Source organism: Flavobacterium tyrosinilyticum (assembly GCF_023656565.1).
Classification (GTDB): Bacteria; Bacteroidota; Bacteroidia; order Flavobacteriales; family Flavobacteriaceae; genus Flavobacterium; species Flavobacterium tyrosinilyticum.
Window position 1 is genome coordinate 269,266 of the sequence record NZ_JAMOKG010000001.1, and the last position, 15,807, is coordinate 285,072.

Annotated in this window: 17 protein-coding genes and 2 tRNA genes; 9 read left to right on the plus strand and 10 right to left on the minus strand. The window is 33.2% G+C overall.

What is annotated here, in order from left to right:
- Positions 1-65: 65 nt before the first annotated feature.
- Positions 66-926 (plus strand): hypothetical protein, encoded by an 861-nt coding sequence (locus NCC77_RS01220; protein WP_250834020.1) that lies wholly within the window; start codon positions 66-68, stop codon positions 924-926.
- A 152-nt stretch (positions 927-1,078) separates the two neighbouring features.
- Here NCC77_RS01220 and rlmN read toward each other — a convergent pair whose 3' ends face one another.
- Positions 1,079-2,122 (minus strand): dual-specificity RNA methyltransferase RlmN, encoded by a 1,044-nt coding sequence (rlmN, locus tag NCC77_RS01225; protein ID WP_095928570.1) that lies wholly within the window; start codon positions 2,120-2,122, stop codon positions 1,079-1,081.
- A 373-nt stretch (positions 2,123-2,495) separates the two neighbouring features.
- Between rlmN and NCC77_RS01230 the strand changes: the two genes are divergently transcribed.
- The 7 genes from NCC77_RS01230 to NCC77_RS01260 all read left to right on the plus strand — a co-directional run bounded on the left by NCC77_RS01230 (position 2,496) and on the right by NCC77_RS01260 (position 8,190).
- Positions 2,496-3,056 (plus strand): YceI family protein, encoded by a 561-nt coding sequence (locus tag NCC77_RS01230; RefSeq protein ID WP_095928569.1) that lies wholly within the window; start codon positions 2,496-2,498, stop codon positions 3,054-3,056.
- A 303-nt stretch (positions 3,057-3,359) separates the two neighbouring features.
- Positions 3,360-3,929 carry a YceI family protein gene (locus NCC77_RS01235; protein ID WP_250834021.1) on the plus strand — a complete coding sequence of 190 codons (570 nt, stop codon included), beginning with the start codon at positions 3,360-3,362 and terminating at the stop codon, positions 3,927-3,929.
- Between the two features lie 5 nt (positions 3,930-3,934).
- Positions 3,935-5,386: a hypothetical protein gene (locus NCC77_RS01240; RefSeq protein WP_250834022.1), complete on the plus strand. Its 1,452-nt coding sequence runs from the start codon at positions 3,935-3,937 to the stop codon at positions 5,384-5,386.
- A gap of 10 nt (positions 5,387-5,396) precedes the next feature.
- Positions 5,397-5,948: a hypothetical protein gene (locus NCC77_RS01245; protein ID WP_250834023.1), complete on the plus strand. Its 552-nt coding sequence runs from the start codon at positions 5,397-5,399 to the stop codon at positions 5,946-5,948.
- A gap of 176 nt (positions 5,949-6,124) precedes the next feature.
- Positions 6,125-6,523 (plus strand): hypothetical protein, encoded by a 399-nt coding sequence (locus NCC77_RS01250; RefSeq protein WP_250834024.1) that lies wholly within the window; start codon positions 6,125-6,127, stop codon positions 6,521-6,523.
- A gap of 110 nt (positions 6,524-6,633) precedes the next feature.
- Positions 6,634-7,275 (plus strand): O-methyltransferase, encoded by a 642-nt coding sequence (locus NCC77_RS01255; protein WP_095928565.1) that lies wholly within the window; start codon positions 6,634-6,636, stop codon positions 7,273-7,275.
- 195 nt (positions 7,276-7,470) lie between these two features.
- Positions 7,471-8,190 (plus strand): phytanoyl-CoA dioxygenase family protein, encoded by a 720-nt coding sequence (locus tag NCC77_RS01260; RefSeq protein WP_250834025.1) that lies wholly within the window; start codon positions 7,471-7,473, stop codon positions 8,188-8,190.
- Positions 8,191-8,444: 254 nt separating this feature from the next.
- Here the strand turns inward: NCC77_RS01260 and NCC77_RS01265 are convergent, their stop codons facing one another.
- The 7 genes from NCC77_RS01265 to NCC77_RS01295 all read right to left on the minus strand — a co-directional run bounded on the left by NCC77_RS01265 (position 8,445) and on the right by NCC77_RS01295 (position 14,549).
- Positions 8,445-9,008 (minus strand): phosphatase PAP2 family protein, encoded by a 564-nt coding sequence (locus NCC77_RS01265; RefSeq protein WP_250834026.1) that lies wholly within the window; start codon positions 9,006-9,008, stop codon positions 8,445-8,447.
- Positions 9,008-9,355: a Sec-independent protein translocase subunit TatA/TatB gene (locus NCC77_RS01270; RefSeq protein ID WP_095928562.1), complete on the minus strand. Its 348-nt coding sequence runs from the start codon at positions 9,353-9,355 to the stop codon at positions 9,008-9,010. The genes NCC77_RS01265 and NCC77_RS01270 overlap by 1 nt, the downstream gene beginning before the upstream one ends.
- A gap of 153 nt (positions 9,356-9,508) precedes the next feature.
- The gene (locus NCC77_RS01275; protein WP_250834027.1) at positions 9,509-11,752 is read right to left on the minus strand and encodes a M1 family metallopeptidase; all 2,244 of its coding nucleotides are present in this window, start codon (positions 11,750-11,752) and stop codon (positions 9,509-9,511) included.
- Between the two features lie 66 nt (positions 11,753-11,818).
- Positions 11,819-12,325: a DUF6702 family protein gene (locus tag NCC77_RS01280; RefSeq protein WP_250834028.1), complete on the minus strand. Its 507-nt coding sequence runs from the start codon at positions 12,323-12,325 to the stop codon at positions 11,819-11,821.
- On the minus strand, positions 12,322-13,077 hold the full coding sequence (bamP, locus tag NCC77_RS01285) for a BamP family beta-barrel-assembly machinery protein (protein ID WP_250834029.1): 756 nt from the start codon (positions 13,075-13,077) through the stop codon (positions 12,322-12,324). The genes NCC77_RS01280 and bamP overlap by 4 nt, the downstream gene beginning before the upstream one ends.
- Positions 13,067-13,720, minus strand: coding sequence for a carboxypeptidase-like regulatory domain-containing protein (locus NCC77_RS01290; protein WP_349306031.1), 654 nt, complete (start codon positions 13,718-13,720; stop codon positions 13,067-13,069). The genes bamP and NCC77_RS01290 overlap by 11 nt, the downstream gene beginning before the upstream one ends.
- 61 nt (positions 13,721-13,781) lie before the next feature.
- A complete protein-coding gene (locus tag NCC77_RS01295; protein ID WP_250834031.1) occupies positions 13,782-14,549 on the minus strand; it encodes a carboxypeptidase-like regulatory domain-containing protein in 768 nt (255 codons plus the stop codon).
- Between the two features lie 164 nt (positions 14,550-14,713).
- On the opposite strand from NCC77_RS01295, the gene pepE reads away from it, so the two are divergent.
- Positions 14,714-15,421 (plus strand): dipeptidase PepE, encoded by a 708-nt coding sequence (gene pepE / locus NCC77_RS01300; protein WP_250834032.1) that lies wholly within the window; start codon positions 14,714-14,716, stop codon positions 15,419-15,421.
- A 140-nt stretch (positions 15,422-15,561) separates the two neighbouring features.
- On the opposite strand, the gene NCC77_RS01305 is transcribed toward pepE, so the two are convergent.
- Both NCC77_RS01305 and NCC77_RS01310 read right to left on the minus strand, forming a co-directional pair.
- Positions 15,562-15,634, minus strand: a tRNA-Gly gene (locus NCC77_RS01305).
- Between the two features lie 98 nt (positions 15,635-15,732).
- Positions 15,733-15,805, minus strand: a tRNA-Gly gene (locus tag NCC77_RS01310).
- Positions 15,806-15,807 lie beyond the last annotated feature (2 nt).

A 15,807-nucleotide genomic window follows, 5' to 3' on the forward strand; every position in this document is an offset into this window, starting at 1 on the left:
ATAGCTCTAACTAATACTGATTTGAATTCATTAAGTTAAAAAAAGAACCTAAAACCATTTTTTTTATGAAAACAAAACTTTTATTAATTAGTACTTTTATTACTATGTCTTTTTTCATCAGCTGTAATTCTGATGAAAAAACAAATGACGGATCGGGAGCTGCGATTACCAACGAGGAGATTGTAACCAATGCTAAAATCGATGCTTCTGTTGAGGATGTTACGGATATTGCTGAAGATCAGTTTAGCTCTCAATTGAATATAAATGCAAAACCAAACGGACCTATAAAAAAATATCTTCCTAGCTGTGCTACAATCACTACAGTTTTAACCAATAGCACTTGGACAAAAACAGTAGATTTTGGCGTGGAAGGCTGCACTCTTAATAACGGAAATACAGTAAAAGGTAAAATGGTTGTTTCTTTTTCAAACGATTTTACTTCTTCTACCCAAACCATTAGCTACACTTTTGATGGATTTTATCATAATGGTAAAAAAATTCAAGGAAGCAAAAGTATTGTGAGAACTATTAAAGAGACCAATTTATTGGTGACAGCACATCCTGTTTCTACAGCTTCTATAGATTTAACCATTACGTTTGATGATGGAAAAGTGTATACTAGAAAAGGAACGCTAACAAAAGAAATGACTTCTGGCTATGATACATGGTTTGATTGGGATGATAATGTGTTTGTGGTTACCGGAAGCGGTTCTACAACTTTCCCGAACGGAGATACTTTTTCGGCAGAAATTACAACTCCTCTAGAGTTTAATGCGTCTTGCAGAAAATCGATTGCTGTAAAAGGAATCGCTTCTATAACTAAAAATGGCGCTACAGCAACTATTGATTATGGTAGCGGAGAATGCGATACGCTTGTAAAAGTAACAAAAGACGGCGTTACTGAAGAAGTAGATTTGAAAAAATAAGCATCCTTTTTGTCCAAGAAAAAAGCATTAAAAACGAAAAATAATTCTTGTTTTTAATGCTTTTTAATTGACCAATCAAATGTCCCGATGGGACATATTCATCATTGTCAATATTTTTTTTGTACCGACCATATACTCCTACGGAGTATTTTTTATGCTTCTTTGTTTGCTAATTGTCCGCAGGCTGCATCGATATCTTTACCTCGGCTTCTTCTCACTTTTACCACTACTCCAATATTTTCTAACGCTTTTATGTAAGCCATAATCGATTCTTCTGAAGCTTGCTGGAATTCGCCATCATCAATCGGATTGTATTCGATCAAATTGACTTTACAAGGCACATATTTACAGAATTTAACCAACGCATCAACCGAAGCTTTATCATCGTTAATTCCTTTCCAAACTACATATTCGTACGAAATTTTGCTTTTGGTTTTTCTATACCAATATTCTAAAGCTTCTCGTAAATCTTTTAAAGGGAAGTTTTTACTGAAAGGCATAATGCGAGCACGAGTTTCATCTATAGCGGAGTGCAGAGAAACTGCCAGCTTAAACTTTACATCATCATCGGCCATTTTTTTTATCATCTTCGGAATTCCTGAAGTCGAAACCATAATTCGTTTTGGAGACATTCCTAAACCTTCTTCTGAAGTAATCATGTCTATTGCTTTAATGACATTATTATAATTCATTAAAGGTTCTCCCATTCCCATGAAAACAATATTAGAAAGCGGATGATTGTAATACAAACGGCTCTCTCTATCAATAGCTAGAACTTGATCGTAAATTTCTCCAGGTTCTAGATTTCGCATTCTTTTTAATCGTGCTGTTGCACAGAAATTACAATCTAAACTACAACCCACTTGACTAGAAACACAAGCAGTAGTTCTCGTTTCTGTAGGAATTAAAACAGACTCTACTACAAGTCCGTCATGAAGCCTAACAGCATTTTTTACTGTTCCGTCACTACTTCTTTGCATTGTATCAACCTTAATATGATTGATAACAAAGCTATTTTCAAGCATAGACCTTGTAGCTTTGGCTACATTTGTCATGTCTTCAAAACTGTGGGCTCCTTTGCTCCATAACCATTCGTAAACCTGATTTCCGCGGAAAGCTTTATCTCCATTTTCAACAAAAAAATCGCGAAGCTGTTCTTTTGATAAGGCTCGTATGTCTTTTTTCTCCATTTGCATGCTGCAAAGTTAGTTTATTTCCAGTATTTTCTAAAACTTAAAGCACTTTCCCGCTTTTTTTATTGATTTCTTTCCAAAAAAATGGGCTGAAAAAACAGTACGAGATGTTTTCGATCAAAACAACACAATAAACTAATAAGCAATTACTTATATCTTGTTTTATTTCCTTTAAAGATAAAATCTTAGTGTTAATAGGCCATTCCCTCCTTTACTATAACAATTTAATAAAACTTTAGCCATGATTTTTATCATTTCGTTTTCTTCGCGCGCGCGATAATTTTGGTCTAAGAAATAAGGATAGTTTTTAATTCTGCATCCACTAACTGAATTTTAAAACGTCCTCATTTAAATGATTAACCTATACTTTATCAACATGAAAACAATTCAATCATTTTTACTGACCGTAATTTTTACAACAATAGCATTACAGGCAAATGCTCAAAAAAATTATAGTGTAGCTGCAAACTCAACTTTTGAAGTAGCAGGAACCTCTACAGTACACGACTGGGTAATGAAATCTACAGAAGGAACTGGAATGGCTAACTTAATAGTTAAGGATTCTAAACTTGCTACAATAAATAGTTTAAGAATTTCAATATTGGCCGAAAGCTTAAAAAGCTATAAAGCGAGTATGGACAAAGTAGCTTACGAAGCTTTGGATACCGAAACACACAAGAATATTGAATACGTTTTAAAATCTGCTGAAAAGATAGATGATAACACTTGGAACTTAACAGGAGTTTACACGATTGCAGGAGTAAGCAAAGAATACAAAACCCAAGTAAAAGTAACCACTAGTAAAGGAAATATTATTCTGCAGGGTTCTAACCAAATTACTTTTGGAGATTTTGAAATGACACCTCCTAAAGCAGCTCTTGGAGTTGTTAAAGCAGGAAAAGATTTAACTGTAATCTTCAATATTATTTTAAGCTAAATCAAATCGACTTAATGTTAAAAATGTCTCTCTTTTTAAGATTTTGATTTTTTAGCAAAATGTTAAAAAATGACAATTTAATAAAAATCAATACTCTTTTTTGCTTTAGTAATCGATTATGCAGAAAATGAAAACGTTGTAGTTATTAAATACCAATTTAATAAAATTTTAACAATGATTTTTATCATGTACCAAGCTGGTTTTTAAGTAGATCTTTGATACAAGTTAAAAACAAACAATAAACACTTAGAGATAGAATTGGCCGAGTTTATCTATTTTTTTTAATCAAAATCCATAATTAAAATGAAAACCCATAAAATGAAATTATTCGCCCTTGTTATTGCAATTTTCGGAATCACCTCATTTGCGACAGCACAAAAATCATATGCCTTAGATAGTAAATCAACTTTTTCTGTAGCTGGTACATCTACACTTCACGACTGGGAGATGAAATCGGCGTCTGGAACTGGAACAGCAACTCTAAACATTGCTAGCGGAAAGCTAACTGACATAGACGCTCTAACCGTTACTCTATTGGCAGAAAGCGTAAAAAGTGAGAAAAAAAGTATGGATAAAGTGGCATACGAAACGCTAAAAACAGATAAAAACAAGCAAATAAAATATGTTTTAAAGTCTGCTGAAAAAGTAAACGAAACTACTTGGGAACTCACTGGTACTTACACCATTGCTGGAGTTAGCAAAGTTTACAAAACTTCTGTAAAAACAACTGTTACTGCAAATGGATTAAATCTTCAGGGAAGCAACAAAATCACTTTTACAGACTTCGGAATGAAATCGCCAACAGCAATGCTTGGAACAATCAAAACAGGACAAGACCTGACTATAAAATTTAATTTAAACTTTAATTTATAACCGCCATGAAGAAGATTTATATCCTATTTATTACAGTAATAAGTACGTTCGCTGTAAATGCACAAGTAAGCTTTGGGAATATGCAAAACCAAATATCTAGAGGGAAAGACGGTATTAACGTTTTTGACGTACAAAAAGACAATAGAGAATTTAAAGGCCTTAGCATTGACCTTGGCGGTGCTTTCAACATGGATTTCCAAGCAACAAATTCATTCAACAACCAGCCTGCTAGTTCTACGACTACGACCACTACAGCAACTGGGACTACTACTAGAACAATTACTGGATATCGTTTAATGAATACTGAAAACAATTTTACTCTTCCAGCAGCTGATATGTATATTGGTGCACAATTGTTTGACGGAGTACGAGTAAATTTAGATGTTTATTTAGCTTCAAGACACCACAATGATTCTTACGTAAAAGGTGGATACTTACAAATTGACAAGTTAGACTTCATCAAAAAAGACTTCTTGGCTGATGTAATGAAATATGCTACCATTAAAATTGGACAAATGGAGAACAATTTTGGTGATGCTCACTTTAGAGGGTCTGATAATGGTAATACCATTAGAAATGCATTTGTTGGAAACAACATCATGTATTCTTTCACTACAGAAATGGGTATGGAGGTTTACTACAACCGAAGCGGGTTGGTAAGCATGTTAGGTATTACAAATGGTAATTTAAATCAAAGTAATGAAGAAGTTTTTTATACTAATGGTCCAAACACCAATACAACACACAGTCCTTCAATCTTAGCTAAATTAGGTTATGACAAACAGCTTAAAGAAGACTTAAGAATAAGATTAACTGGTTCTCTTTACCATAATGCAAATCTTGGAAACGCAAACATATATTCTGCCAATAGATCAGGATTTGGTTATTGGGGTATATTAAATAACAACTCTTATAAAAATACGATTACTAAGACCGACGCTGATGGTAACGTTACTTCTACAACTACTACAGATGTTCCTACTAGTTTCAGTAAAACATCTACTCCAGAAGCAACGTTCAACCCTAATTTCAAAAACTGGGCTACTACATACATGATTAACCCTTTTGTGAAATATAAAGGACTTGAATTCTTCGGAACAATCGAATTAGCTTCAGGAGGAGATAAAGCGGGTACTGACGACAAACGTACTGCTAATCAATATGCTTCAGAGCTTATTTACAGATTTGGAGGAACTGAACAATTCTATATCGGAGGAAAATACAATACAGTCTCTGGAAAATTATCTAATGCTGACGCTAAAAAGGTTACTGTAGATAAATTTGAAGCAAGTGCTGGTTGGTTTATGACGAAAAACATTTTGGCTAAATTAAACTATGTGAATCAAAAATATAAAGATTATTCACAATTTGTAGGAGATCCTGCTACTGGAAATGTAAACAACTTTTATGGCGGTAAGTTTGAAGGTATAGTATTCGAAGCAACCATTGCGTTCTAATATAAAAAAAATGAAAACGAGATTTCAAATATTAATAATGGGTTTAGCAATGTTCTTTTTACTAGGAAGTGCTAAACCCACTTTTTTCGCAGAAGATAGCGCTGTGGCAATTAATAAAATTAAAATAGAAATCACAGGACTATCTACAGTCGGTAAATATAATTGCTCCAATACCTTCGCTATAAAGGATACTGTTTATGTAAACTCAGTTAAAAAAAACACCTTTAATACCGACATCAAAATGTCAAACTTTGATTGTGGGAATAAGGTAATGACCAAAGATTTGCAAGGAACGGTAAAAGTCAAACAATTCCCAAACAGCACAGTTTCTATAAGCGACATAAAGCCAATGGGAAAGAATTACAAATGCAGACTCAACTTCTTCATAACCGACAAAACACTCAAATACAAAGATTTTATACTATATAATACTGATGATAAAATTCAAGGAACGCTTAGTTTAAAGTTCTCTGATATTGAGTTGGAACCACCAGTAAAAATGGCCGGCTTGATTAAAGTGAAAGACGACATTGTTATTAATTTCAGTTTATATAAAAACTAAATTTTATTGTAGAAAAAAAATTGAACACCAAGCTAAAAAAAGCCAAAATTTGGCACAAGAATTGTTTTGCTCTCAAAAGAAAAATAATCTTACAAAGAGCTCAATCATTTTAAAATTTGTAATTTTATTTTCAGCCATTTAACCTTTAAGTTTTATCAACCTAAAAAAATGTAATTATGAAAAAACAAATTTTAAGTTTAGCTGTTATTGCCTTATTAGCATTTGCTGTTCAGTCATGTGAAAAAAAAGAAAACAAACCTGCCGAAGATGAATTAACGCTAGGCAACAAAGTTGATTCTCTTACAACAGATATCGAAGAAGTAAAAGACAGTGCGGTAAGCAAAGCCGAAGGCGCTGCTGCTAAAGCAAAAGATGCTACAGAAACTGCTGCTCAAGATGTAAAAGACGCTACTAAAAAAGCGGCAAACGATGTTGAAAATGCAGCTAAAAAAACCGCAACTGATGTAAAAGATGCTACTAAAAAAGGAGCTGAAAAAGTTGAAAATGCGGCTAAAGCAGCCAAAGACGGAACTGTAAAAACAGCCAAAGACGTAAACGAAGCTTTGAAAAAATAAAACCTTTTTAAACCTTAAAATAAACCATTCGCAAAACGAATGGTTTTTTTATGCCCAATCGCAAGCAGATATTTTTGTATTTTTGCCTTCAAATTACAAGATACTACACCATGCATTTTATATCACAAGAATTAGAAGATTATATCGAACAGCATTCTGAAAATGAACCAGAATTGTTAGCTAAACTTAATAAAGAAACGTATCAGAAAATACTTTTGCCTAGAATGCTCAGCGGTCATTTTCAAGGACGTGTTTTAAGCATGTTGTCAAAATTGATTCGTCCGGTTAATATTTTGGAAATCGGAACTTATACAGGCTATGCTGCTTTGTGCTTATGCGAAGGAATGCAGGAAAATGGTCAATTACACACTATTGATATCAAAGAAGAATTAATCGATTTTCAGCGAAAATATTTTGACATGTCTCCTTGGGGAGAACAGATTTTTCAGCATTTAGGAGAGGCAGTAAACATTATTCCAGATTTAGACTTAAAATTTGATTTGGTTTTTATTGATGCTGATAAAGAAAACTACTTGAACTACTGGGAAATGATTGTTCCAAAAATGAATAAGGGTGGTATCATTTTATCTGATAATGTTTTGTGGAGCGGAAAAATCCTAGAGCCAGTCCACCCAAATGATGTAAGCACAAAAGTACTTTTAGAATACAATCAGCTTTTAAAAGACGATCCGAGAGTAGAAACGGTTTTATTGCCAATTCGTGATGGGTTGACGGTTTCGAGAGTATTGTGATTTTTAAGATGCTAAGGTTCTGAGATGCTGAGATTCTAAGTTTTTTTTAAAGATGCTAAGGCTCTAAGATCCTGAGCCTCTCAGTTTTTATACTGAATGAATATAGTATTGAGTTTCCTCTAGAACTGGAGGAACATAATTTAATATGAAAACTTCCCCTAGCTAAGGCTGGAGGCAATTCAACAACTATTAAAGATGAATTATAACACAGAAATAAGCGCTGAAGGTTTTTCAATCATAAATAATGTTTTTACAGAAAATGAAATTCAGAATCTAATTTCACTGATTGAAAACAAAACTGCAGATAATCAAGAAAATACGACTTTTAGAAAGTCTCAAGATTTATTTGCGATTAGACAATTTCATAAAGAAATACCTGAAACGCTTCCCTTCATTTTTAATGAAAAACTGCAGGATATTATCGAATCTACTTTTGGCGAAGGCTTTTTTATAACAAAATCTATATACTTTGATAAACCGGAAAAATCGAATTGGTTTGTGGCTTATCATCAGGATTTAACGATTTCTGTTGACCAAAAAATTGAAGTGGAAAATTTTGAAAACTGGACTGTAAAACAAAATCAATTTGCGGTTCAGCCACCTACAGAAATATTAGAAAATAATTTTACAATCAGAATTCATATTGACAAAACCACTAAAGAGAATGGTGCTTTAAAAGTGATTAATAACTCTCATTCAAAAGGAATTTTGAGAATTGAGAATCTAGATTTTAAAACTGAAAAAGAAACAATTTGTGAAGTCGAAAAAGGGGGGATTATGATTATGAAACCTTTATTATTTCACGCATCAAACAAAACCACAAACAACGAACGCAGAAGAGTCATTCATATTGAATTTAGCAAACAGCAACTTCCAAATGGTTTGGAATGGAGCGAAAAAACAATCATTAACTAAGGTTCTGAGACACTAAGATTCTAAGTTGCTAAGATTCTGAGATTCTAAGTTTTACACTACTCACTTGTCTCCTGCTTTCGCTGGAGATATATAATTTAACTACCTAAGGCTTTAGCCAAATACTTCATAATATTTGGCTAAAGCCTTTTATTTGCATATAAAAAAACCTCCAGCTAAAGCTGGAGGCAATTTAATATATATCTTTAAAACCTTAAAATCTTAGTATCTCAGAACCTTAGCACCTTTAAAAAGAACTATCCTGGAAAATACTGTGGTTTTAATTTTCTATAAACTAAATAAAGTAAAAATCCGAAAAGTGCACCAAAGAAATATCCGGTAAGGATATCACCTGGAAAATGCAATCCTAAATAAATTCGGCTGTAAGCAAAAACTAAAGGCCAAAAAAATATGAATCCGAAATATTTGAAATAGCGTTTTAAAATCAAAAATAAGAAAGTTGCAACCGCCATAGTATTGGCAGCATGTCCAGAGAAAAAGCTATATGATTTTCTAACCTGAACAACTCTAATAATTGTATTTACTTCTGGATCATTGCATGGTCTCAAACGTTGAAAAGTGTGTTTGAATAAATTGCAGGTCTGATCTGTAAAAGCAATTAGAACAGCTATAAAAAGCAACAAATACAGGGTTTGTTTTCCTCCTATTTTTTTATAAATAAGATAGAATAGTAATAGAAAAAATGGCGTCCAATACAATTGATTGGTAATAATAAGCCATAATTTGTCGTATGTTTCAGAACCTAATCCGTTAAGATAGATTAAAAGATCTTTATCTAATTCCTGTATTTTTTCAAGCATTACATTTGGCGTTTAATAGGTCCAGAAAGAGTATCAATATCTTCTTTTACTTTTTCGATTTCAGCTGTAGTGTCTCCTAAAAGGTTTCCAGTATCTCCAAGCAAATTAGATTTTGCATTATCAATTTCTGCGTTGATATTTCCAGTAATATCATTCAAAGATTTCGCATCAAGACCATTAGCCTCTGCTCCTTTTTGAATTTCACTTTTAATATCATTAGTTGCATTTTTTAACTGAGCCATAGCCTTCCCCATTGTACGCGCAATTTCAGGCACTTTATCAGAACCAAAAAGCATTAGCACTATAAACAGTATGAAAACTAATTCTCCTCCTCCTATACCAAACATAACTTTTATTTTTGTTGTCGCAAAGATATTAAATTTTGCAGCTTAGAGTTTTAAAATTAACTTAAAAAGTCCTTGAAAATACATTTAGTTAAAATAAAAAAGCTCATCAAGCTTTTATAAACCTGATGAGCATTTTATTAATTTCTATTTTATTTAGTCAAATTTTGACTTAGTTTCTACTTTTGGCCAAGAGTTATTGGTCACATCAATATCTGCTGTTAGCAATTGTGGATCAATTTGAATGCTCTTAATTGCTTTTGTAGTAGCATATACTTTTTTAGCTGTCTCGTTACTTTTTCTCCAGATTTGTGCTGGATATTTGTAATTATCTTTAGAACCATCTTCATAAGTAATCTCAACTAAGATAGGCATAATCATTCCGCCTGGCTTATTAAATTCTACTTCGTAGAAGTATTTAGGAGATTTAATAGAAGCTTTTTCTTCAGCCGTAAAAGTCTGATCTACGTAATCTGCCAAAGACTTGAAATCTTGCACTTTTAAAGCTTTTTTCTTAGAATCGTTTACTTCTGCATTATCTCCAGAAACTAAGTAAACAAAAGGTCCTTTTTCAAAACCAAAACGTCCTTTTCTAACTTTTACATCTTTAATGTCTGTAGTTGGAGTATCTGAAACGTAATATTGTTTTACGTCTTTAATTCCGATATCTACGAAATCTGTTGAGTAAAACCATCCTCTCCAGAACCAATCCAAATCTACTGCCGAAGCATCTTCCATTGTTCTAAAGAAATCTTCTGGTGTTGGGTGCTTAAACTTCCATCTGTTTGCATACGTTCTGAATGCGTGATCAAATAATTCTCTTCCCATAACTACTTCTCTCAAAATATTAAGACCTGTAGCTGGTTTTCCGTAAGCGTTATTTCCAAATTGGTGAATCGTCTCAGAGTTTGACATAATTGGCTCTAAGAACTTTTGGTCACCGCTCATGTAAGGAACAATATTTTTTGCTGGTCCTCTTCTTGAAGGGAAATTTGGATCTAATTCCTGCTCTGCCAGATATTCTAAAAATGAATTCAAACCTTCATCCATCCAAGTCCATTGGCGCTCATCTGAGTTTACAATCATTGGGAAGAAAGTGTGTCCAACTTCATGAATAATAACACCAATCATTCCGTTTTTAACTTCTCTACTTGTCACTCCATTTTCATCTGGACGACCATAATTCCAGCAAATCATTGGATATTCCATTCCTTGATCTTCTGCCGAAACAGAAACTGCTTTTGGATAAGGATAATCAAAAGTATGAGAAGAATAGCTTTTTAAAGTATGTGCTACAACCATTGTAGAAGTTTCTCCCCACAATGGGTTTGCTTCTTTTGGATAAACAGATTCTGCCATAACAGTTCTGTTTCCAATTTTCACAGCCATTGCATCGTAAATGAATTTTCTTGAAGAAGCAATTCCGAAATCACGAACATTTTTTGCACTGAATTTCCAAGTTTTTTTCTTTTCAGAAAAACCTTTTTCAGCTGCTTCTGCTTCTGCCTGCGTTACAATAACAACAGGTTTGTCAAATGATTTTTGAGCTTGCTCGTATCGTTTAACTTGTTCAGCAGTAAAGACTTCGCTTCTATTCATTAATTCACCAGTTGCATCGATCACGTGATCTGCAGGAACTGTAATATTTACATCAAAGTTTCCGAAAGGAAGAGCAAACTCTCCGCTTCCCCAGAACTGCATGTTCTGCCACCCTTCAACATCGTTGTAAACTGCCATTCTTGGATAGAATTGTGCGATTACATATAATTTATTTCCGTCTTTCTCGAATAATTCGTATCCTGAACGACCGCCTTCTTTTCTGTAGTTATTGATGTTGTACCACCATTTTATTGAGAAAGAAATCTTTTCTCCTGGTTTTAATGGTGAAGTCAAATTAATACGCATCATGGTTTCGTTGATCGTATAAGACAATGCACTTCCTTTAGCATCTTTAACTTGTTCAATATTAAAACCGCGCTCTAAATCTTTTTTCAAATATTTAGAAGAAAAACCATCCAATGGAAGAACTTGACTTATTTTGTCACTTTCTGCCAATGAGGTTTGCGTATTTGCTTTTGCTTGATTTTGATCTAACTGCACCCATAAATATTCCAGACTATCTGGTGAATTATTAGTGTAGGTAATAGTTTCAGATCCGCTTAATTTTGAATTTTTATCATCCAATTCAACATCAATTTTGTAATCTGCTTGCTGTTGGTAATAAGCAGGTCCTGGAGCCCCAGAAGCCGTACGAAACATATTTGGCGTTGCCAGCAAATCGTACATTTGGCTAAACTTGTTCGTATCGTACTTTCCCTGTTGTTTGGCTGGTGTGGTTGTTGCTTTATCCTGCGCTACTAACATTGCAGGAAAAAGTAATAATAATGAAAGTTTTTTCATAAAATTTTAATGGTAATTTCTTTAGGCTGTGAAAATAGTAATTAAAACATTAATTTTAGTAATACCTTAATATTTTAACAATTCTTTCCTTGAAGATTCTGTAAAAAGCACACTTCTTTTTGTATCAAATGCTGAAATATGTGTAATGTTTTGCTGCTCTGAATTCCAATCTACCAAAATAGTATTCGAAATTTCAAGTGTTTTGAATTTATCAATGTCTTTTATCCTGGAATAACACACCAAAACATCATCGGCTTCAACTTCTTTAGACAAAAAAGTTATTGTTTTTGATTGCCCATTTACTTTAATCAGAAAGTGTTCTGATAAATATTTTTTTAATAATTCAACATCTGCCGGAGTTTCTTTGCTTGTACCAACAAATGTTTTTTTGTGATACTTTTTCTCCATTGCATTATTTAAATCATCAATAAAAATGCGGGAAGTAATTTGCAGCATTTTCTTTTCTGCCGCATAATTTACCTGAAAAACACCAACATAAAATTTATGAAAAGCAAATGCCGAAGACAATACAAACAAAACTCCCAGCAAAGGGAAAACTAACTTTTTTTTCATTTTTGAGTAGCCTCAGCTTTCTTAAATTCTTTATTCTTATTAATCATAAAATCCATTAACTGAAACTTCTGATCTGGATTTACCAAGTCTTTAGAATGCGGATCGTTTGAGCAATACATTAAAAAAAGCTCTACTTCATCATCTTTCAAATTAAGCGTTTTAGAATAAAAATCTTTTGTAAAATTATCTTTAGCGTATTCTACAAAAGCAATATCGGTAACTTCTTCCTCTCTTACTTCGTCTTTTTTACTCAAAAGTTTTTTGACATCTTTAAAGATTCGCACAAAGTCAGTTCCATACTTTATAGTCTGATCAGAAAGCATTGCATTGTTTTTTGCAGTAGACTGCTGATCGTCTTCAAACTGCATATCTACATATTTCTGCGAACCGCCTTGTAACGCTTTTACTTTTAATTCTTTATGAACAACAACTTCTTTAAGCTGATTATTAACTAAATCTAATTTTACTTTTAAAAGGATCTCAGCACAATCTTTTTCGGTTAAAACTATTTTTTTTGACTGAAATGTAAGGCCTGAGAATAATAAAGTATCTTTTGGCTGTGCAACAATATCAAACAAACCGCCAGAACCAATAAATGTCCTAACATTGGCATTAATATTCATTACATAACCACTTTCTATGGCTAAAAAATCATTTATAACCTGACCGTGTAATGGTTTCCTGAAACCGTTTTGCCCTAATGCAATTTGACAAAATAAGCATACAACGAGTACTCCTAATTTATTTTTCATTTTCGAGAATTGTTAGATATTTTCTTGCTAGATCTGTGATTAAAAACATACTCATTGTTTTGTTTTTGATATTCAAAGATACAGCAAAATCAGCATCATCCACACAAAATAATTGAAATCCTTTAATATCATCTACTGGAATTTTCAATCTATCTGTATAATAATTCTCCTCAAAAAGGTATTCCAATTTTCTAAAAAGCGCTTCTTTTTTCTCTACATTCACCTCTTTTTTCAGCATCGAAGTTCGTCCCGAAATCGCATTTAACAACTTATCTACAGAAGTCGAATTTGCCGTATAAAGTTTTCGTTCTGCAGGCGTATATTTTTTTTGTCCGTACGGAATAATTCCTAAATTCTCAGCCGTTATATTCGCGTTTTCATTGACAATTACTTCTTTTAACTCCACTTCCTTAGCCGTCATTTTTACAACTAAAGAACTGACAGTCAAATCTTCTGCCGATATTCTTCGTTTAACAGGCTCTAAGTTTACAGCAGAAAAAACCAAAACGTCTCCTTCATGCACTCCAATCGAAAAATTACCATCAGAATCCGAAACCGTAGCGGCCTGTGTGGCATTATTTATAATATTAACCCCTTCAAGCGAAGTCGATTGCTCTTGTACTCTTCCCACCAATAACTTCAAATCTGTTTTTTGCCCAAAACCAATCTGAACAAAAAAAAGAAAAACAATAATCGATATAATCTTATTTACCCTCACCAGCAATCATTTCTTTATATTTTACAGCCAATTCTCCTAAAAGAAATTCTGTAGAAGTTTTATTTTTCGAATTCAATATCACCGTAAACTTATCATTTTCTATCGCATAATATTCAAACCCCTTTACATAATCTGCCGGAATTTTTAATCGGTCAACAAAATGATCCAGACTAAACATATTTTCCAGAAGTCTCATAAAAAATTCCTTTTTCTCAACCGCAACTTCTTTCTTAAGCATAGCCGTTCTTCCTGAAAAGAAATTCAGCAACGGATCCGCAGAAATAGAACCTCCAGCCATTGACCCTGCATTTGCTGTAGCATTTAACGCAGTCGCCGTCTGCAATTTACGTTCTGCTGCAGTATATTTCTTTTGCCCCATGGGAGTTATACCCAAACTTTCGGCATTAATATTATCATACCGTTTTACCACAACCTCTTGCAATTGATACATAATCATAGTAAGATTAACAGCAAAATTAAGATTTGAAAAATCTTCTTGTTTCAGCATCACTCTTTTTTCTTTAAAGCTTATTGACGAAAAAACCAGAACATCAGTTGGTTTTGCCAAGATTGAAAAAGAACCAGACGCATTTGTTGTTACTGTTTCTTCTGTTTGCGCATTAATCACATAAATACCATCCAAATCCAAAGTGCTTGAGACCACTTTGCCATTGAAAGCAGAACGATCTTGACTTTGAGACCAACAAACTTGCCCCGCGATAACAATTAAAAAACAAGTAATTTTCTGAAACAAAATAAAATAAATTAGAAATATTCTTAAAACGGTAAAAATATCTCAAGTCTTTCCAAATTTAATACTAATGACTTCGTAAAAATATGTTAATTAAAACATTAAAAACTAAGACAAAAACAGAGTTTTTAATATCTTTAACAAACAAAATTTGAGTTTAAAAAATCATGAAAAGCGTTATTATTGCAAGCACCTCTACTTTACACGGAGGCAACTACTTAGAATATATTTTACCTACTTTAAAAACACATTTTAAAAACTGTAAAACCATCTTATTCATTCCGTATGCGCGTCCTGGCGGAATTTCCCATGACGAGTACACCCAAAAAGCTGCGGAGGCTTTTGCGAGCATCAACATTGATGTTAAAGGAATTCATGAATTTGAAAATCCACAAGATGCTGTAAAAAATGCGGAAGGAATTTTTACAGGCGGAGGCAACACGTTTTTACTAGTTACCCAACTTTATAAAAATAATATTATGCAGTTACTTTCTGAAACTGTAAAAAATGGAACTCCGTATTTAGGATCAAGCGCAGGAAGCAATATTTGCGGTTTGTCAATGCAGACTACGAATGATATGCCTATTATTTATCCTCCAAGTTTTCAGACTTTAGGATTAATTCCATTTAACTTAAACCCACATTATTTGGATGCCGATTTGCAATCTAAACACATGGGAGAAACTCGCGAAACAAGAATTAAAGAATTTCATGCATTCAATTCGATTCCGGTTTTAGGCTTAAGAGAAGGAAGCTGGCTTGAAGTAAAAGGTAAAAAAATTACTTTGAAAGGTTCTTTATCTGCGAGATTGTTTAGACAAAATCAAGAAGCGCAAGAATTAGAATCAGAAAGCGACTTAAGTGATTTAAAGTAAAATCCAATTTTAAAATTCCAAATTCCAAAATTAAGTCAACATAATGAATACAGAATTGGAATTTGGAATTTTAAAAATATTGGAATTTACGTTTAGTCTAAAAACAAAAAAGCCTCAAACAATGTTTGAGGCTTTTGAAGAGCGAAAGACGAGGCTCGAACTCGCGACAACCAGCTTGGAAGGCTGGAGCTCTACCAACTGAGCTACTTTCGCATTAACCGGGTGCAAATTTAAAAATTTTAATTTTAAAAACAAATAAAAATCAAAAATTTTATTTTCACAAAAACAAAACTAAAAAGTTTGTTTTCTAGAGCGAAAGACGAGGCTCGAACTCGCGACAACCAGCTTGGAAGGCTGGAGCTCTACCAACTGAGCTACTTTCGCAT

What these genes read in the sequence shown, in the direction of transcription:
- NCC77_RS01220 (WP_250834020.1), top strand. Translation starts at nt 66, where the DNA reads ATGAAAACAAAACTTTTATTAATTAGTACTTTTATTACTATGTCTTTT.
- rlmN (WP_095928570.1), bottom strand. Translation starts at nt 2,122, where the DNA reads ATGCAAATGGAGAAAAAAGACATACGAGCCTTATCAAAAGAACAGCTT.
- NCC77_RS01230 (WP_095928569.1), top strand. Translation starts at nt 2,496, where the DNA reads ATGAAAACAATTCAATCATTTTTACTGACCGTAATTTTTACAACAATA.
- NCC77_RS01235 (WP_250834021.1), top strand. Translation starts at nt 3,360, where the DNA reads ATGAAAACCCATAAAATGAAATTATTCGCCCTTGTTATTGCAATTTTC.
- NCC77_RS01240 (WP_250834022.1), top strand. Translation starts at nt 3,935, where the DNA reads ATGAAGAAGATTTATATCCTATTTATTACAGTAATAAGTACGTTCGCT.
- NCC77_RS01245 (WP_250834023.1), top strand. Translation starts at nt 5,397, where the DNA reads ATGAAAACGAGATTTCAAATATTAATAATGGGTTTAGCAATGTTCTTT.
- NCC77_RS01250 (WP_250834024.1), top strand. Translation starts at nt 6,125, where the DNA reads ATGAAAAAACAAATTTTAAGTTTAGCTGTTATTGCCTTATTAGCATTT.
- NCC77_RS01255 (WP_095928565.1), top strand. Translation starts at nt 6,634, where the DNA reads ATGCATTTTATATCACAAGAATTAGAAGATTATATCGAACAGCATTCT.
- NCC77_RS01260 (WP_250834025.1), top strand. Translation starts at nt 7,471, where the DNA reads ATGAATTATAACACAGAAATAAGCGCTGAAGGTTTTTCAATCATAAAT.
- NCC77_RS01265 (WP_250834026.1), bottom strand. Translation starts at nt 9,008, where the DNA reads ATGCTTGAAAAAATACAGGAATTAGATAAAGATCTTTTAATCTATCTT.
- NCC77_RS01270 (WP_095928562.1), bottom strand. Translation starts at nt 9,355, where the DNA reads ATGTTTGGTATAGGAGGAGGAGAATTAGTTTTCATACTGTTTATAGTG.
- NCC77_RS01275 (WP_250834027.1), bottom strand. Translation starts at nt 11,752, where the DNA reads ATGAAAAAACTTTCATTATTATTACTTTTTCCTGCAATGTTAGTAGCG.
- NCC77_RS01280 (WP_250834028.1), bottom strand. Translation starts at nt 12,325, where the DNA reads ATGAAAAAAAAGTTAGTTTTCCCTTTGCTGGGAGTTTTGTTTGTATTG.
- bamP (WP_250834029.1), bottom strand. Translation starts at nt 13,077, where the DNA reads ATGAAAAATAAATTAGGAGTACTCGTTGTATGCTTATTTTGTCAAATT.
- pepE (WP_250834032.1), top strand. Translation starts at nt 14,714, where the DNA reads ATGAAAAGCGTTATTATTGCAAGCACCTCTACTTTACACGGAGGCAAC.